The organism is Vibrio ouci (assembly GCF_004551525.1).
Taxonomy (GTDB): Bacteria; Pseudomonadota; Gammaproteobacteria; order Enterobacterales; family Vibrionaceae; genus Vibrio; species Vibrio ouci.
Window position 1 is genome coordinate 155,212 of record NZ_SATR01000003.1, and the last position, 21,601, is coordinate 176,812.

Here is a 21,601-nt window from a genome sequence, read left to right on the forward strand (position 1 = left end):
TTTTGTATGCGCTCTCTTGGTTGCAGGGAAAGAGGTAAGAAAGCGCACAAGGTAATTGGTTTTAAATAACTAATGTTTATTTAGGGCCTAGCCTTTAGTGATGTTAGTGCCGGCTGTGCCTTGAAGAATTTGCAGGCCATCTTGCAGTGAGCCGATGCCAACCACTTTGCCGCCTTGCTTAATGAACTCGCACGATGCTTCGATTTTTGGTCCCATAGAACCGGCATCAAATTGGTATTTCGCCAGTTCGCTTGGGGTAGTGCTACGCAGTGCATGTTGAGTTGGTTTGCCCCAATCTAGGAAAACTGCGTCGGCATCGGTCAGGATAAGCAGTGCATCGGCGTCTAACTGTTTCGCTAGGAATGCTGCTGACATATCTTTGTCGATAACCGCTTCAACACCGACTAACTTGCCGTTTTCACGTTTCACTGGAATACCGCCACCGCCAGTACAAATCACTAAGTGACCTTGTTCGATAAGCGCAGTGATCGCTTCATGCTCGATAATGCCCGTTGGTTGTGGGCTTGGTACCACGCGGCGGAAGTGTTGGCCGTCTGGCTTGATTGTCCAGTGGTACTTCTCAGCCAGCTCACGCGCTTCAGCTTCTTCGTAAATTGGGCCAATTGGCTTAGTTGGGTCAGCGAATGCAGGATCTTTTGGATCGACTGTCATTTGGGTCAACATGCAAGTAGCGTTAATGTTAGGCATTTGGTTTTTGAATTCTTGCATCAGCATGTAGCCGATCATGCCTTGAGTTTCACTGCCCAATACGTCTAGTGGGTAAGGCGCGACTTTTTTGTATTCCAAGCCTTGCAGGGCTAGTAAGCCAACTTGTGGGCCATTACCGTGCACAAGTACTACGTTGTACTCTTGAGCGATCTCAGAAATGGTTTTTACCGCGATTTCAATATTGTGGCGCTGCACATCTGCTTCCAACGGTTCACCGCGACGAAGAAGAGCGTTACCACCTAGTGCTACAACTACAGTTTGTTTAGTCATTGCTGTTATCTCTTTACAGGGGGCAGGAGAAAGTTCCCTCCTGCCAAATCAACTGGTTACTTAAATGCCGTCACGTTCGATTGGGCAGCTCATGCAGCGAGCGCCGCCGCGACCACGACCTAGCTCATCACCTGGGATAGGTAGTACTGTGATGCCTGCTTTGTCGTATTTCTCGTTGGTGTAAGTGTTGCCTTCGTAGCCGATAACTACGCCTGGTTTCACAGTAAGAACGTTGTTCGCGTCATTCCACTGCTCACGTTCTGCGTGGAAGTTGTCACCACCCGTAGTGATTAGGTTTAGCTTGTCTACGCCAAGTGCTTTCTCAATTGCTGTCACGAAGTAGCCTTCTTCTTTGACGTTGACGGCGCCAGACTCATCACCTGTTAGGCTCCAGCACTTCACGTCTTTACGCACCACTTCTGGGTAAACAGAGAAGGTGTCTTCGTTCATGTGCGTCATTACAGTATCTAGGTGCATGCAAGAGCGGTGTTTTGGTAGCTCCATTGCAATGATTTGCTTCGCTTGACCATGTTTGAATAGGCCAGAAGCTAAGTGCTCAACACCTTGTGCGGTTGTACGCTCAGACATGCCGATAAGTACTGTGCCGCGACCGATAACCAATACGTCACCGCCTTCGATGGTTGAGTTGTCGTAGTTGATGTTTTCGTCATCGCCAAAGTACTTAATGAAGTCTTGGCCTGCGAAAGTTGGGTGCCAGCGGTAGATAGCGCGAACATGGTTAGTTTCACGTTGACGAGCTGGTTTAGCCATTGGGTTGATAGATACGCCACCGTAAACCCAGCATGAAGTGTCACGAGTAAATAGGTGGTTTGGTAGCGGCTCGATGATGAAGTCTGTTGGAGCGTGAAGACCTTGCAACATAGAAGAAGACTTCATTGGCATCTCAGCGTAAGACAGACCACCCGTTAGGATCTTCGCTAGCTCTAGGTTTGGAAGGTCACCTAGGTAGCAGCGCACGTCGTTAGCAAATGTTTTACCCAAACGGTAATCAGATACTTGACGGCTTAGTAGCCAATCTTTTGCTTCTGGCACTGCAAGCGTATCAGCAAGAAGGTCGGTAAGAAGTAGAACCTCAACACCTTGGTCACGTAGCGTTTGAGTAAACACATCGTGCTCTTTACCTGCACGCTCTACTGCAAGTACATCGTCAAACAGTAGGTCATGACAGTTAGAAGGTGTTAAGTGAGTGAGAGCGCGTCTAGGACGGTGAACAAGAACGCGACGTAATTGACCGATTTCAGAACCTACGTATAACTTACTCATGATCGTATCTCTCTTATATTTCTTTAATTAGTTTTAATTTAAAAAACTAATAATTAATTTGTAGGGAATAGAAGCGTGAATTTATTTATTCACTTATTTTGTTTCTGGAATTCATATTACGCCTGTTGGCAGGGGATTCTTAGAGGTCAATCACAGTTCGTTTTTTATGCTCCAGGCCTTGATTTACAAGGGTTTTAACAATATCTATTCACTTGTTGCCTGGATGTAAATGCCCTATTTAGGTAGCTTATTGGGAAGTTTATGCATCACTTTATGCGTAGGATTAGATTGGCGGTGTTTAACAGGAAGAATATTCAATTTAAATATCTTGATAAAAAAGTGAATAGATTAGAAATATGCACTATAAGTTCCTAGTTAAGTGGTTTTGAATAGTAAATTACTCCTCTGGTAACAAAACTTTCGATAATAAATTTGTTCTGGATCACATTAGATATTTAAAACATGCCAAACACTAAAATAAGATTGATTAATAGAGTTAATTAATAGCGATAGTTTTTCTTATTAATAAATGTCGGGAAATATAAATAAATTGAATGAAGTTATTTGAATTAGTCATTCCATAGAGCGACCCAGGAGCGAGTAGGGAATCTCAAAAATAGTGCGACTAGCGTTAAGAGATCCCCAACTCGTTCGTTCCTCACTCTTGAGGATGACAGTGCTGTAGTGAAGAGGAGTTTTGTTAGTCATTCCATAGAGCGACGCAGGAGTGAGTAGGGAATCTCTAAAATAGAGCGACTAGCTTTACAAGATCCCCAGCTCGTTTGTTCCGCATTCTTGAGGATGACGATGCTGTAGTGGGGATGGGATTTGTTAGTCATTCCATAGAGTGACGCAGGAGAGAGTAGGGAATCTCTAGACGGGTCTTACCTAGCCTAGATACGAGAAAAGCCGCACTAAGGCGGCTTTGGGAGAGGGCTCACTTCCTGTGAGCCGGGTAAGGAAAAGAAACGATTAACTTAGATTAGCGCGGCAATACTTAGACATACGATGCAGAACAGAGTCAGAATCGCGAGTAGTGGCGCTACCCATTTCACCCAGCGAACGTAAGGGACGCGAGCGATAGCCAGACCACCCATTACCACCGCTGATGTAGGAGTAATTAAGTTCACCAGGCCTGAAGCTGACTGGTAAGCAGTGATCACAAGCTCACGACCAACACCAGCAAAGTCAGCAAGTGGCGCCATGATTGGCATAGTTAATACCGCTAGACCTGACGTTGAAGGCACTAGGAACGACAGTAGAATTTCTAGGAAGAACATCACGTTGATGAACACTACTGACGATAGACCCGTCACCATTTGTTCTGCTGAGAACAAGATAGTATCGGTGATCATACCGCGGTCCATCACCACCACGATGCCGCGAGCAATACCGATAATCAGTGCGACACCCAGTAGGTCACGAGCGCCGTCGATAAAGCTATTGGTAAAGTCTTCTTCACTCATGCGAGCCACTAGACCAACAAGAATTGTTGCCGCTAGGAACATAGCTGAGATCTCTGCCATCCACCATCCTGCAACAGACACACCGTAAATCATTACCCCGAATGAACCACCGAAGATAGTTAGGATAACTTTACGCGTTGTTGTGAACTCTAGAGAGCCGCCATCTTGATTGCCAAGGAAGTGTTTCTTGTTCTCTTCGTACTTGTCATAAACGATAGACTTGCTTTGGTCTTCACGAACCATGCGAGCGTAACGCATCACGTAAGCAACACAGATGCCGTAGCCAATCACTAGCATGATTGCGCGTAGCATGATGCCATCGGTAAATGGAATACCAGAAGCGTTGGCAGCAATTACCGTCGCGAATGGGTTGATGGTAGAACCTAGTACACCGATACCAGCGCCGAGCAGTACAGTCGCTGCGGCAACTAGTGGGTCAAAGCGTGCTGCCATCATCACAGGAACCAGTAAGGTATAGAAAGGCAATGACTCTTCCGCCATACCATAGACGGTCCCGCCAGCTGCAAACAGTGCCATCAAGATAGGAATCATCATCTCTTCTCTACCTTCCAAGCGATGGGTAACGCGTTCGATACCCGCATCAATTGCGCCAGTCTTGGTTACTAGGCCTAGGAAGCCACCGATGATAAGAATGAAAAGAGAAACATCGATTGCAGCAGCTTCATAGCTATTGTGGTCGTAGAAGCCATCAATCGGTGCTAGCAGAACATCAATCACACCTTGAGGGTTACCTTCAACGGCCTGATAGGTGCCAGTGACAGGAACTTCACGACCTAGGTCTTCATTCATTGCACGGTCGTATTGACCTGCGGGAACAATCCAAGTCAGCATTGCTACTAAAGCAATTAAGATAAAAAGAATGGTGTATGCAGAAGGGAATTTAAAGTTGGCAAAGAAGCCACCTTTTTTTTCTTCGGTCGGTACAGTTTGGGTTGTCATGGCTATCTCCTTACTTTTATTTATATACCGATAAATAAAAGTGAATCAGCGACTCATCGTTATTAAAAATAAAATAACTCTGTAGGGAAGTTATTGGTAATTGGAATTCTTATATAGGCTTTTTGCCTGTTGGGGCTATTTTAATCCGAGGTTGGAAAGGTAACTTTGTCGGTCTTCACAAAAATATAGACCCTATCTTTGTGTGGTTTTTTGCATCAGAGTAAGTGGAGACTAATTGTTTGAAATAGTCGGATTAATATTCTTTTGTTAGATGGAGTTTTCTTATTGGCTTAAGTGAAAATGGCTGTGGTTCAATAATAAGGGAATTTTATTCAAATCGCCGGATTAAAATGCAAGATTAAATTTCGGAGCTTTTATTGATTAAAGTCAAAAATGAAATGTGAGCTAAGTATTTTTACGGTGGAGAAAATAAAAAAGGGAGCCGAAGCTCCCTATATATTCGCTGATGCGATTAGATAAATAGACCACCAAATGTGAAGCCAAGTGCTACTGCAGAAGCAATTGTTGCTACACCAGGGATGAAGAACGGGTGGTTAAAGACGTACTTACCAATGCGTGTTGAGCCTGTGTCATCCATCTCAACCGCGGCTAGTAGCGTTGGGTAAGTTGGCAGTACGAACAGAGCACTTACAGCGGCAAATGATGCAACGGCTGTCAGTGGCGCAACACCGATTGCAAGCGCTGCTGGCATTAGAGCCACAGTCGTTGCACCTTGTGAGTAAAGCAGCATAGAGGCAAAGAATAGTACCATTGCTAGCATCCATGGGTAATCTGCCAGTAGAGCACCTGCGACTTCTTTAATGCCATCTACGTGCGCGTTTACGAACGTTGAACCAAGCCATGCTACACCAAGTACACAGACACACGCTGTCATACCTGAGCGGAATGTTGCCGCAGCTGGGATTTTACCTGCGTCGATTTTACAGCTCATTACGATCGCTGCTGCGGCTGCTAGCATTACCGTCATGATTGCTTCATTACGACCAAGTGCTGGATTTTCGATTAAGCCAATTGAGTTTGAAATTGCCGCTGCGTAACAAACCACAAAACCAATCGCCGCTAGGAAGATGTACGTTGCTTTTTTCGCAGTCGGTAGAATCTCACGCTGCTCATCTGTAGCGAGTTTGATTAGGCCTTTTTCTAGACGCTCTTGGTAAACAGGATCATCTTTTAGCTCACAGCCCATGAAGTTTGCAACGAATGCACCAACCATACAGGCAACGAAGGTGGTTGGAATACACACTGCAAGTAGCGTTAGGTAATCAACACCCATTGGTGCCAGCATTGCCGCGAATGCCACAACCGCTGCAGAAATTGGCGACGCAGTGATGGCGATTTGAGATGCTACAACCGCAATAGAAAGTGGGCGAGAAGGACGAACGCCTTGGCCTTTAGCTACTTCTGCAATTACTGGTAGCGTTGAGAATGCGGTGTGACCTGTACCGGCCATTAATGTCATCAAGAAGGTAACAATCGGCGCGTAAAATGTGATGCGCTCTGGGTGCTTACGCAAAAAGTTTTCAGCCACTTGTACCATCCAATCTAGACCACCGGCGACTTGCATAGCTGCAATCGCGGTAATCACTGACATGATGATCAGGATTACATCAATAGGAATGAATGCTTGGCTGGTTGGTACGCCTAAGACTAACGACAGGGCGATAACACCCGCACCGCCGGCTAGACCAATACCGATACCGCCGATTCGTGCCCCTAAATAGATAAAGAGCAGAACGACAAAGAGCTCTACTGCCACCATAATAATTACCTCATAAAGTTATTTTGATTCTGATTATCTAAAAACTCACTGTCTGAATGTTTAGATAATCAGAAAATAAAGACCTTGGGCTGTGTGTGGTTAACCGTATAAAGGCCTAAAAAAGGCCCCGTTTGGGGCCTTTGTCGCTTTGCGATTACTCGTAGCGTTTCGCTTTATACGTTGGGTGCATAAAGTTTTCAACAGAAAGAATGTCATCGAGCTCTTCTTCTGTTAATAAGCCGCGCTCAAGAACCACTTCACGTACACTCTTACCTGTTTCTGCACAGATCTTACCCACAATGTCACCTTCGTGGTGGCCAATGTATGGGTTTAGGTAAGTGACGATACCGATAGAGTTGTAAACGTAGTTCTCACACACTTCTTTGTTAACAGTGATGCCGTCAACACACTTGTCACGCAAGTTAACACATGCATTGTGTAGTAGAGAGATAGACTCAAACACGCTTTGTGCGATTACTGGTTCCATTACGTTTAGCTGTAGCTGACCGCCTTCTGCTGCGAAAGAAACCGTGTTGTCGTTACCTAGTACTTTAAAGCAAACTTGGTTCACTACTTCTGGGATAACTGGGTTTACTTTAGCTGGCATGATAGAAGAGCCTGCTTGCATTTCTGGTAGGTTTAGCTCGTTTAGACCAGAGCGAGGGCCAGAAGAAAGTAGACGAAGATCGTTACAGATCTTAGACAGTTTCACTGCTAGACGTTTAAGCGCGCCGTGGGTCATTACGTAAGCGCCACAGTCAGACGTCGCTTCGATTAGGTCTTCTGCTGGAACCACTTCTAGGCCTGTTACTTCCGCTAGGTGTTTTACCGCCGTTGCTTGGTAACCAGCTGGTGCATTTAGACCAGTACCGATTGCGGTTGCGCCTAGGTTGATTTCTAGTAGCAGCTTAGAGGTGTAGTCTAGCGCACGAATCTCTTCGTTTAGCGTTACTGCCCATGCGTGGAACTCTTGACCCACTGTCATAGGAACTGCGTCTTGAAGCTGAGTGCGGCCCATCTTCAACACACCTTTGAATTCTTGTGCTTTAAGCTCGAATGCACCTTTTAGGTATTCGATCGCTTCCATCAACTGATGAACACTGTTGTAAACCGCAATACGGAAGCCCGTTGGGTATGCACAGTTAGTTGATTGGCTCTTGTTTACGTGATCGTTCGGGTTGATGAACTCATATTGGCCTTTTTCCTTGCCCATAAGTTCAAGTGCAACGTTCGCGATAACTTCGTTAGTGTTCATGTTCACTGACGTGCCTGCACCGCCTTGGAATACGTCTGATGGGAACTGATCCATGCACTTACCTGTTTCAAGGATCAAATCACACGCTTCTAGGATGTAGTTAGCAACGTCTTTTGGAATCGCACCAAGCTCTTTGTTTGCGAGTGCAGCGGCTTTCTTCGTCATCACCATACCACGGACGAATTCAGGTACGTCTGAGATAGTAGTGTTTGAAATATTGAAGTTTTCGATCGCGCGTAGAGTATGAATGCCGTAGTACGCATCAGCTGGTACGTGGCGCTCGCCTAGTAGGTCTTCTTCGATACGAGTTGCAGGGTTAGCCGTTTTTGGAGCATCAGTTAGGGTAGCCATACAGGATCCTTAGGAATTTATTCTGATAATAAAGTTTATTTCTAGCCATTCTGTAGTTTAAGAATCCATTCGGCAGAATTTTTGGCTGTATAATCCGTCCTGACTTATGTGGCACATGATACTGTACCTAGCGTATAAAAATAGTAACTTGATCACCTTTTTTTGCTTTTGTTGAGTCAAAATTTGGTTAGATATGAACAGAGTATTAATAACCCTTTAGTGGTGGGGTTTAATTGAGTTTTTTATCATTTCCATGTCACGTTTTTTTACTGCTTTAATTTGAGCTCAAACCGCCTTACACGTACACTGAGTACAACAAAGGAGGGCGTGTGTTTCCTATCTTATTACTACTGTTTATTTTCGTTCCTATCATCGAAATAGGCCTATTTATTCAAGTTGGTGGCTTTCTTGGACTGTGGCCAACTATCGCCTTAGTATTGATTACTGCATTCGTGGGAGCTTCCCTAGTGCGTAGCCAAGGCCTACAGACCTTAATGTCGGTCCAAAACCGTCTTCAGCAAGGTGAGCTTCCCGCTCAGCAGATCTTTGAAGGGGTGATGCTGGCCGTTGCAGGTGTATTACTACTGACGCCAGGTTTTATGACTGATGCATTGGGTATGCTGGTGCTATTGCCAGCACCTCGTGCCATGATTGCCAAATACCTTATGAGTAAAATGGTGGTCAAGTCGATGGGCAGTAATGGCTTCCATGGTAGCTTTCAAGGTGACCAGTTTGGCCAAAGCCCATTTGAGCAAGATCCATTCCATCGTGATGACTCACAGCAAGGTTCGACTTTTGAAGGTGAGTTTGAGCGAAAAGATGATGACGATCGCAATAGATTGAATTAATCGGTCCGATAATAAAAAAGGCGCTTTTTATAGCGTCTTTTTTTATGCCTACAAATCAAGATAATAGTAGAGCTATTGCTTTATTTATTAGCAAAAACTGATTTATTTCAGCTGGATATTCTCATTTTTGAAACTTCTGTTATCACGATATGTTGAAAACTTGATGGTGCTTCAAATATTCAGCATATCTATGAGATCGAAATCTCACTGTCACTGAATGTAATTTTTTGTTTCATAAAAAACGTCAACACTGAGCAAGGTTTATTAATAAGTAGTCACGCTAAAAGTGATTTGGAACACGCTTTCTAGTTGATGTGTAACATTGGAAGCGATGCATGGTGGATAACATGAAACAAAAATTAACTCCTACGCTACTTGCCGCAGTGGTAGCCGGTGCTCTTTCGTCTCCAGCAATGGCAGACATCATCATCTCTCAATATGTAGAAGGTGGTAGTTACAACAAAGCGATTGAAATTGCTAATACAGGTGATAGCTCAGTATCACTTGATGGATATGAACTTGCCAAGCAGAGCAATGGTAAAGGCGACTGGGGCAGTAAGCTGTCGCTAAATGGTCAAGTTTTGGCCGCGCAGAGTGTGCTAGTTGTCGCGCATACTAGCGCAAGCGATGACATTAAAGCGGTTGCCGATATCTTGAATAGTGCCATTGCTAATTTTAATGGTAATGATCCAATGGCACTGCTCAAAAATGGTGCTGTACATGATGTTGTTGGCAAGGTTGGTGCAGACGGTCCTGACTTTGCTAAAGACGTAACACTAGTACGTAACTCGGATGCGATGACGCCTTCTTCTACTTATGACGCTTCTCAATGGTCATCACTTCCGAAAGACAGCATCGAGGGCTTAGGCGTTCTTGATGGTGGCACTGCGCCAGAACCGTTTGCTTGTACTCAAGATGGTGCGACTCCAATCTTTACTTCAATTCAAGAAATCCAAGGTGAAGGTGATACCTCTCCATTTATCAATGGCTACCCATATATCACAGATGAAGAGTTCTTTGTTAAAGGTGTTGTCAGTGCGGTAACAACCGGTCTAACTAAAGGCTTCTATCTACAAGCGTTAACGGATGACTACAATCCAGAAACATCAGAAGGTCTGTTTGTTCATACCAATCAATCTAGTTCTGATCTGCAAGCGGGCGATGTAGTGTGTGTGAAAGGTAAGGTACAAGAGTACTACGATCACACCCAACTAAAAGCAGAAAACAACAACTGGGTTAAGCAAGGCGAGCAAGCAGCGCCAACGGCGACAGACATCGAAATCCTCGCAACGGATGAAAACTTTGACCGTACTCTAGAGCGCTACGAAGGCATGTTGGTGAACACCACTGAAGCTCTGGATATGCGCGTTACCCGTACCTTTGGTTACGATTACGCAGCGCGTCGTAACAACATGGTACTGGCGCAAGGTCGTATTAGCATGCAGCCAAACCAGAACTTCCCAGCAGGCTCGGAAGAGGCGAAACAGCAAAGCATTGAAAACGCAGAGCGCCGTTTGTATGTTGAGTCAGATGCTAAGGCTGGCGATGGACAAGTTCCATACTACCCAGACTTCGGTCGCACCGATATTGACCAAGATGGCTCGACAGAAGATTACATCCGTATCGACGATACCATTGTGGGCCTAGAAGGTGTGATTACCTACAGCTATGGTGATTACCGCCTAATCCCAACCAACACCCTAACCAGCGAAAGCTTTATTCGTAATGACCCTCGTACCGAAGATATCGATATGAAAGAGGGCGATTTACGTATTGCTACGTTCAACGTACTCAACTACTTCAACTCTCCGTTTGGTGGAGATGCAAATCCACATGGTAATAACCGTGGTGCGAACAGCTTTGAAGAGTTCGAAGTACAGCAAGAGAAAATCGTTAATGCGATCCTGCGTCTAGACGCTGACATCATCGGTCTGATGGAAATCGAAAACAACGGCTTTGGTGATAGTGGTGCAATTCGTCAGCTTGTTGACCAATTGAACGCTCGCATTGCGAAGAAGAAAAACCGCTACGACATCGTTGCTATTGACTCTAACGGCGACAAAGTGACAGACGAGAACGACTACATCGGCACTGACGTGATTACTACCGGCGTAATCTACCGTCCGAAAGTGGTTAAGCTGAAGGACTCTCGCGTTATCCCTATGCCAAGTCAGCAAGCGCCAGAAGTGCTAGATGACAATGGTAAAGTGATTGAAGATGGTAAGAACTACCAGCGTGATTCTCTAGCACCAACATTCAAAGTGAAAGGCACTAAAGAGAAGATCACGGTTGCGATTAACCACCTTAAATCGAAGGGCTCTAAGTGTTGGGAAGACGCCGCGCCAGTTGAGCAGGGTGGACAAGGTGGTCAGGACCTAGATAAGCAAGGTTCTTGTGAGAACTTCCGTGTTGCAGCTGCAGTTGCGTTAGGTGAAGCTCTAAATGAAATCGACGGTCACAAAGTGATCTTAGGTGACTTGAATGCTTACGGTATGGAAGATCCACTACTGGTTCTGACTGATTACAGCCAAGAGAAGTATGGTAAGACGATCAAAGCGGCGCGTAATACTTACATCGACGGTCAGGTTCAGTTTGGCGATGACGGTGCAGTGATCACGGATAGTTACGGCTACATCAATGCAGTGGCGAAAGCGCATCCAAACAGCTGGAGCTACTCATACAATGATGAAGTGGGCGCTCTTGACCACCTACTGATGAGCCCAAGCCTAGAGAAGCACTTTGTTGATGCAACAGACTGGCATATCAATGGTGGTGAGTCGAAACTGTTTGATTACAACGAAGAGTACAAAGGTGATCTACCTAAGTACAACGACCACTTCCGCTCTTCTGACCACGATCCAGCGGTTCTGGAACTAAACATGGCAGGTTCATTTGGCTTTGGTGCCATGATGTCACTGTTTGGTCTGGCTCTATGGCGTCGTCGTAAGTAATAGGCTTTTTTTACTAAAAGAAATCCGCCACTCTATGTGGCGGATTTAATATTGGTTAAGAGTCTGTAATTGCCCTATCTACTGATGCGAATGAAGTTCCCTCCAATGGCATCAAAAATATACCCCTGCCTCACACTACATCTGTTGAACAAATAATGCCACGATTCGCAAGCTTTTATATGAACAGGCAGGCTATTGTGAATAGGTGATAAAAATTAGTGAGTTTGAGGTATTGTTCTCGTAGTAATTTGATCCTGCCATAGAGTAGTCGGTCCAAGTACCGAACCAGTTCCCATCGACTTTAAATTGCGATGATCGGGATCAGAATGAATTTCCACCTTCACCAGTAGCACAGATCTGAATCTCTTCTATCGTTCCTTTGGCTTCTTGAGCAAAAGAGTAAGGTGATAATAATAATTAAAGAAATATAACTATTGGTATTTTCATATTTGTTAATATATCGTCAGAGGAAGTTTACATATACGTTTTTTAATTGAGTCGGCTGTCATGGTTTATTAATGCCTTCTAATTAAGTATTTGTTTAACTAATCGATTGCTGTGATATATATTGTGATCAGTATCATGATTAATTTTATTATAACTGGAGTTTATGTAAATGGCGTGTAATGTGCGATTTTATTTGTGAAATGTAACAAATTTGCTAATTGCTACAGATGATTACATATAAATAAACAGTACTTTGTAAGAAAACGTCATGTTAAGAAAATTGAGCTTATTGCTCGCCATTATTTTGGTTATTGGGACAGTAATCATCTTTATTTTCCCTGACAGAGCCTCCCCCTTAATATCATCAAATCAGACTGTTGAACCGACACGACAGCAGCCTACCCTTGATGCGTCACCTGAACTATTAAGTAGTGACGTCAGTTTTCCTACCCCTGTTATTCAACTTCAACAAACGGTCGTTCATGGCTTGCTAGAGTCCGAAAGGGTGGACTTGCCTTTACTAAGTGGAGAACTTGCTGAGTTCTCACAAAAAAATATCAGTGAGGAATATCCCTCACCACCTGAGCTTGAAGATTTGAAGCGGCGCCTAAAACAGCTGCAATCACTCAGTCAATAAAAAGAACGATTTAATATAGTCTGAACATAAAACTTCAGGCGCTGATATTCCAAATTAAAAATTAAAACAGCAATGGCTAATATGAAATCAACCCGTTTCACAAACTCTTTTGCAGTCTTTTCTGCCTCGCTATTCTTGGCATTATTCTCTCAGCCAGCATTATCGTTAACCGCTGAGGCTGAAAAAAGTATTCAGTTGTCAGGCGATTTCTCCGTATCTGGTGGTCAAGCGAGCTATTCCTTACCTATCTCGGTCGCGCAAGGTCGTGCAGGCCATCAGCCTTCGCTAAGTCTTGAGTATCGCAGTGATTCGCCTAACGGCATGCTAGGAATGGGTTGGAGTTTAGGTGGACTATCATCGATTTCACGCTGTGGAAAAAACCTGGAAAAAGATGATCGTTGGGGCGGCGTTAATTTTGATGCTAATGACCGCTACTGTCTGGACGGTCAAAGGCTGGTCGCAATTTCAGGACGCGATGGAGAAAACCTCACCGAATATCGCGTTGAAAACAACGGCTACGCCAAAATTGTTTCGTTTGGTCGCGCGGGGAATGGCCCTGCTAGTTTTAAGGTTTGGTACAAAGATGGCTCTGTATATGAATATGGTGTGACAGGAGACTCTCGAGTAGAGCTGCCAGCACAAGCCAATGTATATAAATGGGCGTTAAATAAAATCACTGACGCTAGCAAAGCTAACCACGTCAACTTCGTATATAGCGAAGGCAATAGTTCAGGTAAGCACAGGCTTTCGCAGGTTAACTATATAGGCGGTAAAGTTAACTTAGTTTATGAGAATCGCCCAGACAGCACTTCACAATACCTTGGTGGTAAACTGCTTAACAGGACAGAGCGCTTAAAGCAGATCGTTACCTACGATAGTACTGGGAATAAAATTGGCACATATGGCCTAAGTTACCAGTTGTCTGATGCGACATCTCGAAGCCAACTGAATAAGATTAATTATTGTGCTGATGGCCAATGTTCTTCGGATATTGGCTTTACTTGGACTGGGCGCAAGGTGGTGCGCTTACCAAACTCAATGAATACAGGATTGACTAGTCCACGGTTCATTAATGTCAATGGATCTGGCTTTGCTAAGTCTTATGGTGAGCTTAGTAAAAACTCTAACGGTACGATGTCAGTTAGAGATCTCAACGAGCGAGTGAGTCCAAACGTTAAATCTTTTAGTTTAATCGGTAGTGTAAACTCTCCTTCGATCAAGCTTAATCAATGTGACGTCAATGCAGCAAGCTCCTATAACCAAGGGAATGGGCAATTTGGTAGCTATTGTCAGTTTACTCTTAGTGAATGTTCTGGTGATAGCTGTAAATACGGTTCCAATGGCGTCAATTATGGTGACTTCAATGGTGACGGCGTTGAAACTTATCAAAAGGGTTATTCAACCATAGATATTAACGGAGATGGTATTGATGACTTGCATAAGTTTGATATCCCTAACGGTAGCTACCGTTATCGAATCACTGGCGCGGGTTGGCAGACTCTCCCTTCTGCGGGTGGTCGAGTTTTAAAGTCATTTACTGATATCAACAATGACGGTTATCTCGATGCTGTAATGGGTTCAGCTACTGCGACCGGTAATCTCTATGTTCACTTATTTAACGGTAAATCTTTTAACGCACCGTCCCCAATTAACGGCCATAGTATTTCGCATGAAGACAGTATCTACTTTGCCGATCTAAACAACGATGGCTACCCAGAGTTGGGTTATGGTCGTTACTTCTATGAAAACAATAAAAATAATCAGTTCTTTACTAGTGCATTTCTAAATGCTGGTGAAAAGATCTACTCGACTCAAGATGTCAATGGTGACGGTTGGGTAGATGTTATTACTCGAGCGGATGGAGATAACGTTAAAGCACAGCTCAAGTACTCCAGTCCCGCTGCACAGGATAAAATCACTACTTTCTCTGAGGTTGGTATTGATTACAAAGTGACTTATCACGCAGCCGCGAGCTCGGCGATTTATTCTCAATCTGTCTCAAGCCCTGGATTGATCACACCAGTACCACATGCAAAATTAGGTCAAGGCTCCACCTCATTCCCATTTAAAGTTGTCACACCAAGGCGCTACCTAGTGGCGAACGTCACCAAAGCACCAAAAGGCTACAGCTCTACCAATTATAGCTATAAATATGAAGGGGCTAAAACGCACCTTAAAGGTGGAGGTTTCTTAGGTTTTAAAACGATCACAGAAACTGAAACAGCTGACGTCGTGACCAAAACCAAAACCATATTTGAACAAGACAAGCTAGCGATAACCGGTAAGCCACTGGCTGTAATAGTTTCTAAAAATGGTAAAAAAGTCTCTGAGATCAACTACCAATATAAAGAGCATAGTCGCCAAGGTTACAACGCTAAATACTACCAAGTGTATGCAGAGAAGGTCACCAAGAGTAAGTTTGGTTTAGGCAATGACGTCGTTGAAAGAAAAGAAACCATTACGCGTGTTATGGATCGTTTTGGTAATTTGCTTGATGAAACCTCTGTTGTCTCAAGTGATATTGAAGGGGCTGGTCGGTTTACTAGCACCAGTAAGTTTGAATACCTTTCAACAGGATTGAATAACAACCACCATATCTACGACATTTCCGCGGTTAGCAATATTGACAATTTAGCGACTCTACTAAGCTCTTTTAAGGCGGGGCTTAGTCGTTATTGCGCAGCAAACGGCGAAGTGTACTTTAAAGCCAATGACCATGTGGTGCTTATCCACAGTGATGTTGATATCCCACTAATACTTAAGCGTTATGACTCTTACTTTAAGTACCAAGTCACAGGCACTAGTACCGATTTGGATGGTTTAACGGCTTATAGTGGCAAGTTGATCAACTCTTCCGCAGCAGAATTCAAGGCTGCTAGCCCGCGCTCTTGTGGTAGCTATGCGATTGGTGATTTTGATGGTGATGGCAAAATGGAGTTCACCACCTCAAAAACAACGCGTACCGAGTTAGTAACAGAAACAGGCGATAACTTCTGGAAGATTGGTGCGGTTGCGACTTCAGCGTCAACATTGACGGACAATACGACTAATCTAGAACGCACTATAAGCAATACCTATAGCTATGACAGTCAGGGCTACTTAACTTCTAGCACTGTGAATAGCTCAGATTACGAGTCAACTAGCGATATTGCATCGGGTGGCAAGAGTGTAACTAACCGTTATAGCTATGACCAATGGGGCAATGTGGTGTCACAAAGCGTAGAAGGGACTGATCTCGCTGCGCGTACCTCAACTACTCTTTATGATAGCCAAGGTTTATACGTTACTTCGTCAGCCAATGCATTGGGTCATCGATCTTCGATAGAGTTTAATGCGCAAGGCTTGCTGACCAAATCAGTCAGTGCACTGAAAGGCCGAACAAGTAGCTTTGCTTATGATGCCTTTGGCCGCGTAACCAGTGAAACCTTACCAGGGACGGGCAATACCAACCTCACCCAATATAAACTTGGCGCACAATGTGGTTCGTACAGTACGAGTCAGACGGTAAGTTGTGTTACCACCAAGCCAGCTTCTGGTGGTCAAGTTACGACACACTTTGACTACGCAGGTCGAGAAGTTCGTAAACTGCATACTGGCTTTAGTGGCCAGTTAGTGGTGGTCGATACTCGCTGGGATCGCAATGGTCGTAAACTTAGTGTAACTCGACCGCAGTTTATTGGCACTAAAGCTGCTGCACCTGTGGTTACCTTTGTTTATGATGCGTTAAACCGCGAGATCAAAAAGCAAGAGCCAGCCAATGACGGCGGAATAGCTAGTTTTGTGACGACCTATGATGGTTATAAAACCAGTGTTAAAGATGCGCGTGGCTTTGAGCACAGCACAGTGACTAATGTCATGGGCCACATCTTACGTAAAGATGAACCCCATGATGCGTACCAAACTTATCAGTACTACCCAGATGGTAAGCTCAAAGCGAGTACGGACTCTGCGGGTAACACGACTGAGATCCGTTACGACAACTTAGGCCACCGCAGTTACCTAGACGATCCAGATATGGGCAAGTGGTCATACACCTACAATGCAGCAGGTGAGTTGACCTATAAGCGTGACGCGAAGGGCACCGTCACCACCATTGAATATGACCGATTAGGCCGTAAAACGAAGCAAGTTGAGGGTGGTAAAGTTTCTACTTGGCGCTACGATGAACGTGGAGCATTAGGGACTCTATCTGGCTTTGCAGGAAACGGTAGCGAGACAGACTATTATTACAACGATGCAGGCTTAACCGAAGAAGTGGCGGTTAAAGTCAATAGCGAGAAATTCAGTACTTACTATTTCTACGATAAGTACGAGCGCGTTGCCCGAGAGGTTCGCCCGAACGGAGTAGATACGACTCTAGCCGGAGCCGCTAAGTTACTAAATAGCACAAATAGCGATAATAGACTGGCAGTAGAGTACGTTTATAACCCGTACGGTTATGTCTCTGCAGTACGTAGCCCGAAAAGCTACGCGGATAAAGCCTTTACCAGTGCGAGTTTCCGTGAAGATATCAAACAACTGCTTGATCAAGCGGTTGCTCAGGCAGCGGAATACCTAAGCAAGGCAGAGCGTTACTCTACTCAAGAGAGCTTCTTTACCAGTAAGGCGGCTGAGTACAATAGCAAAACCGTTAACGTGCATAACCTAGACAGCTCTTCACAGGCATTATTGGGTGATGGCTATCGCTATAAGCAATGGTGTAATGCTCAAGGAGAGTGTTACTTGCGCCCAGCCACATGGGTGCTACTGCATGATGATGTAACCATCCCGCTTGATATTACGTTAGAAGGGGCGATCTATCGTTTATCTACCTCTTTAGCTAATCGCTCTAGCGCTGGTGTTCGAAACTACAATGCGACTGTTCACCCAGTGTCGGCTGCTGAATTTGCATCGCGAGCACTGACGCCATCTCACGACTTCATTCTGACAGATTACGACAGTAACGGTCAGAAAGATCTAATGAGTAATAATGACATCTATATTGCTCAAGCCGATAGTACAACCACAACCGAGCTACTATTTGCCGCTGATGACTTGTCGCAAGCTGCCACCATAGCGAGCACGCGTTACAAGTTCTACACCGATTTGGCTAACCAACTTATTAACCTATCGGAGAAAGTTGCTGAACTCAGTGGTTTGTACTGTGAGTACGCTAACCAGTTAGGAGGGGAGCAGCTACAAGCGAATCAGCGTACTAACTGTGCTAACACTCAGCAGTCGAGTCAGGCTGACCACCTCAACCTGATCCTGACGCAGTCACAGCTAGAAGACTCACTCGATAATCCGGCATATGTTTACTACTGGCAACGTCGAGAGACCGATGCCTATGACCATACCTTGTCGGAGACTTTAGGTAATGGTTTAGTTAATACCTATAACCATGATGCTAACACTGGCAGACCAAACTACATCACTACTCACAAGGCCAATGTACTGTTTGACCCGCGTATTTCGGGTAGCACAACCAATGGGCGTAATATTCGCTTTATCCAATACCGTTACGATAACCACAACAATGTGACCTATCGCTATGATGAGCAGCTTGGCATCACCGATAGATGGGAATATGACGGTATTGATCGCGTGATCAGTAACGGTATTTCATTAGCGAGCAAGACCCAGCACGGAGAAAACAACCCAGATTTGGCTGGTCCGTTTGTTTATCGATACGACAAGCTTGGCAACCTAATGTTTAAGACAGGCATTGGGGATTACGTTTACAGCAATCAGCAAGCTGGCCCGCATGCGGTGACTAAAGCTAACGGCTTAAATTATCAGTATGATGCCAATGGTAATATGCTGCGCGCTTGGGCGAATGGCAGTCAGCACAACGAACGTGAATTAGAGTGGACGGAGTTTAATAAACCAAACAAGATCACTCGCAATGGTAAAACAGTTGAGTTCTTCTATGATGCTAACCACAGTCGATACCTGAAGAAAAATAGCGATGGTATCGAAACCTTCTACTTCGGTAAAAGCTATGAACGTGTCACCGATACCAATACTGGCGTCGTGCAGCATAAGCACTTTATTTACGCTGATGGTAAGTTGATCGCTCTCAATACACATACCGATGATGGAGAGAATAAGCTTAAGGACAAGCAAACCCGTTACCTTCACTACGACGCGCTCAATTCAGTCGATATGATCACTGATGGCTACGGCGTAGTGGTAGAGCGCCGCAGTTACGACACTTGGGGTAAACAGCGTAAAGTGGCTTGGCGTGAAGAGGGCCCGCTTGATGTTGTGCAACAAGCGATAACCAACCGTGGTTACACAGGTCACGAGGAGATTGTTGAAGTTGGCTTAGTGCATATGAATGGTCGTGTCTACGATCAGGAACTAGGTCGATTTATTAGTCCGGATCCGTTTGTTCAAGCCCCATACGTTACTAACAGCTTTAACCGTTATGCATATGTGATGAATAATCCGCTGAAGTATACCGATCCTACGGGATATCTATGGGACAGTGTGAAGAGTGCAGCAAGAAGTGTTGGTCGTGCAATAAGTCGTGGAGCACGAGCGGTTAGAGACTTTTTCCGTGGTAGTAGCAACAAGGGGTCCAGTCGTAATGGAGGCAGTGATAATAAACAACCACAGAATAACCTAGAAGGGGAAGGGATTGGCTTTACGGTTGATTATATCGGCAGAGCTATAGGAGGAATATTCGGTGGTGCCGGTAATACAGTAGCTGATCAAAAGAAAATGGGTGCATTGACAGCTCAGGCACAATGTCGCCGAGGTCAGTGTGGGATGAAACAACGCAGAGCTATTGGGGAAGCACTAGACGATCCTGCAGTGAGTATAAGCAGAAAAACTTGGGAGCGCTGGGATCAAATGACAGATGCTCCAGGACATAGTTTCCAGACGTCAGCTGTGTGGCTTCCTATTATAGGTGGAGTAATCGGCGGGGGGATTGAAGTATATAATCAGTATCAAAGCGATACTTTCTCGTGGAAACAAGTAGGCATATCCACTATGTCTGGCGCTTTAGGTGGTTTATTAGGGGCAAAAACGGTGGGATACCGTGCTACTACGATGATTGCAACTAATTGGGCAGGTAGCTTTGCAATAGGCTCTGGGGCTGCTCACTTAAGAAATACAGCTGATGGTGGAGATAGAGATGTTTTAGGTGCTGGTGTAAAAAGTGGGCTTTCGGGAGCTTTGGGTTCAAGTTTTGGTTTAGGTGCTGGTCGATTTGGATCTTATTATAGCAACTATAGAAACCGAGAAATTATGAAAAACATTGATGACGCCAACCTAGTTAATCAGATTTCTGGGCATGGTAACCCAACATCTATTGAAGCTGTATCAAATGTAGTCGGAGATGTTGGAGGTAGTATTATATCCAATCAATAGTAGAGTAAATTAAATATGAATAGCGGGAAAAATAAGGAATTGCTCATAAAGCTTATCCTAATGGGAGTTTTTAGATTAATGATCTTAACGATATTTACGTTATTGGTTCTTTCTGCTGTCGCTATTCTGTACTCAGTGTTTTTATATTTCAAATATAATGTTTATGATTTTTATCAGGCATGGAATGAGTTGAGGTTGAACGCTTTTTTAGCAATTTTCATTTCTTTAATATGTGTTGTTTTTTTTAAGGATATGTATGTTGACATTCGTCGGTATAATAAATTAAAGAAATGATTAGGCGGCCTGTGATTGAGATTGTTGATTTTTCTATTAATTAATTGTTGTGTAAGTTCTAGTTAACAGTTTTTACTGAAGCGCACTAGGTTACATCGTTAGTTTTAGCATTCAAATTAACATAGATAACGGCGAAAAAATGAAAAAAAATTTTAGGTATTCTAGTCTTTTCCTCGCCAAGTATCGCAGGGTACTCAGTTGATGCAGGAAAAATAAAAAGTGTTTTTGTAAACCCAAATGGAGCCATAGCAATAACACTTACAGACGGTTTTCCTAACGCAAAAAATTCTGAACAGTGCCCTAATAGTAATGGGTGGGCTGGGTTAGGCAACTCAGCAAATATCTTTAAGTCTGCATTGCTCTCAGCAAAAGCAACTCAAGATACCGTCAAAATAGTGATTGAGGGATGTGAAGGTGGGTGAAGCATAATGAAATTTAAGTTTTTAACTCTACTCATGTTTGTATCATTAAATCTAAATGCAGGTGATACAACAGTAGAAACATTTGTCCATGCTGTTTATACATATGGCAGAGATACTGGACAAGCTGAGAACATGTTAGTAGTGAAGGTTTCAAATCCCGTTCAAGGTTGTGAGGATGGTTTCTATATAAGCCCAGAAGATAATAGAACGAATAGTGGTTTTTCTTCGTTACTATTATCCGCGTTCCATGCAAACTCAAAGGTTTATTTTGCGGCTTACACTCATGATTTGAAAATAGGACAACACTGTAAGGCGCATTCAATTGGTTTGGTTCGATAATATCTGTTCTATATCTTTATATAGTCTCTGGTTTGCTTTTGTGTTCTCCTTTTTTACTCATGCGGTAGAGTGGACAGAGCCACAAATGGTTGATGCAATACTTGCCTTGTTTTAGCTTATCAGGTCACTGGTAGACAACTAAAAGCTAGGGGAGAGTGCTATGACAAAGGGGATTTTAAAGTTGATTATGTAGCTCAAGCAGAAGTTGA

The 21,601-nt window shown here is 44.1% G+C and carries 10 protein-coding genes; 5 read left to right on the plus strand and 5 right to left on the minus strand.

What is annotated here, in order from left to right:
• Positions 1–87: 87 nt before the first annotated feature.
• The 5 genes from arcC to aspA form a co-directional block, all read right to left on the minus strand.
• Positions 88–999, minus strand: a complete 912-nt coding sequence (gene arcC, locus ELS82_RS03575) for a carbamate kinase (protein ID WP_134834262.1) — start codon at positions 997–999, stop codon at positions 88–90.
• Positions 1,000–1,059: 60 nt separating this feature from the next.
• Positions 1,060–2,283: an arginine deiminase gene (gene arcA, locus ELS82_RS03580; RefSeq protein ID WP_004410565.1), complete on the minus strand. Its 1,224-nt coding sequence runs from the start codon at positions 2,281–2,283 to the stop codon at positions 1,060–1,062.
• 977 nt (positions 2,284–3,260) lie between these two features.
• A complete protein-coding gene (locus ELS82_RS03585; protein WP_134834263.1) occupies positions 3,261–4,709 on the minus strand; it encodes a YfcC family protein in 1,449 nt (482 codons plus the stop codon).
• Between the two features lie 472 nt (positions 4,710–5,181).
• Entirely contained in the window at positions 5,182–6,489 is a 1,308-nt protein-coding gene (locus ELS82_RS03590) for an anaerobic C4-dicarboxylate transporter (protein WP_134834264.1), read from the minus strand.
• A 154-nt stretch (positions 6,490–6,643) separates the two neighbouring features.
• On the minus strand, positions 6,644–8,095 hold the full coding sequence (gene aspA / locus ELS82_RS03595) for an aspartate ammonia-lyase (protein WP_134834265.1): 1,452 nt from the start codon (positions 8,093–8,095) through the stop codon (positions 6,644–6,646).
• 329 nt (positions 8,096–8,424) lie between these two features.
• Between aspA and ELS82_RS03600 the strand changes: the two genes are divergently transcribed.
• The 5 genes from ELS82_RS03600 (at position 8,425) to ELS82_RS03620 (ending at position 21,392) form a co-directional block, all read left to right on the plus strand.
• Positions 8,425–8,943 (plus strand): FxsA family protein, encoded by a 519-nt coding sequence (locus ELS82_RS03600; protein ID WP_053438807.1) that lies wholly within the window; start codon positions 8,425–8,427, stop codon positions 8,941–8,943.
• 347 nt (positions 8,944–9,290) lie between these two features.
• The gene (locus ELS82_RS03605; RefSeq protein WP_134834266.1) at positions 9,291–11,894 is read left to right on the plus strand and encodes an ExeM/NucH family extracellular endonuclease; all 2,604 of its coding nucleotides are present in this window, start codon (positions 9,291–9,293) and stop codon (positions 11,892–11,894) included.
• A 715-nt stretch (positions 11,895–12,609) separates the two neighbouring features.
• Positions 12,610–12,978, plus strand: coding sequence for a hypothetical protein (locus tag ELS82_RS03610; protein ID WP_134834267.1), 369 nt, complete (start codon positions 12,610–12,612; stop codon positions 12,976–12,978).
• Positions 12,979–13,050: 72 nt separating this feature from the next.
• Positions 13,051–20,337, plus strand: a complete 7,287-nt coding sequence (locus ELS82_RS03615; RefSeq protein WP_244230748.1) for an RHS repeat-associated core domain-containing protein — start codon at positions 13,051–13,053, stop codon at positions 20,335–20,337.
• A 722-nt stretch (positions 20,338–21,059) separates the two neighbouring features.
• Positions 21,060–21,392, plus strand: coding sequence for a hypothetical protein (locus ELS82_RS03620; RefSeq protein WP_134834269.1), 333 nt, complete (start codon positions 21,060–21,062; stop codon positions 21,390–21,392).
• Positions 21,393–21,601: the final 209 nt, after the last annotated feature.

Excerpts from the sequence above, each read along its gene's own strand:
- ELS82_RS03610 (WP_134834267.1), top strand. The coding sequence starts at position 12,610 with ATGTTAAGAAAATTGAGCTTATTGCTCGCCATTATTTTGGTTATTGGG.
- ELS82_RS03590 (WP_134834264.1), bottom strand. The coding sequence starts at position 6,489 with ATGGTGGCAGTAGAGCTCTTTGTCGTTCTGCTCTTTATCTATTTAGGG.
- aspA (WP_134834265.1), bottom strand. The coding sequence starts at position 8,095 with ATGGCTACCCTAACTGATGCTCCAAAAACGGCTAACCCTGCAACTCGT.
- arcC (WP_134834262.1), bottom strand. The coding sequence starts at position 999 with ATGACTAAACAAACTGTAGTTGTAGCACTAGGTGGTAACGCTCTTCTT.
- ELS82_RS03605 (WP_134834266.1), top strand. The coding sequence starts at position 9,291 with ATGAAACAAAAATTAACTCCTACGCTACTTGCCGCAGTGGTAGCCGGT.
- ELS82_RS03620 (WP_134834269.1), top strand. The coding sequence starts at position 21,060 with ATGAAATTTAAGTTTTTAACTCTACTCATGTTTGTATCATTAAATCTA.
- arcA (WP_004410565.1), bottom strand. The coding sequence starts at position 2,283 with ATGAGTAAGTTATACGTAGGTTCTGAAATCGGTCAATTACGTCGCGTT.
- ELS82_RS03615 (WP_244230748.1), top strand. The coding sequence starts at position 13,051 with ATGGCTAATATGAAATCAACCCGTTTCACAAACTCTTTTGCAGTCTTT.
- ELS82_RS03585 (WP_134834263.1), bottom strand. The coding sequence starts at position 4,709 with ATGACAACCCAAACTGTACCGACCGAAGAAAAAAAAGGTGGCTTCTTT.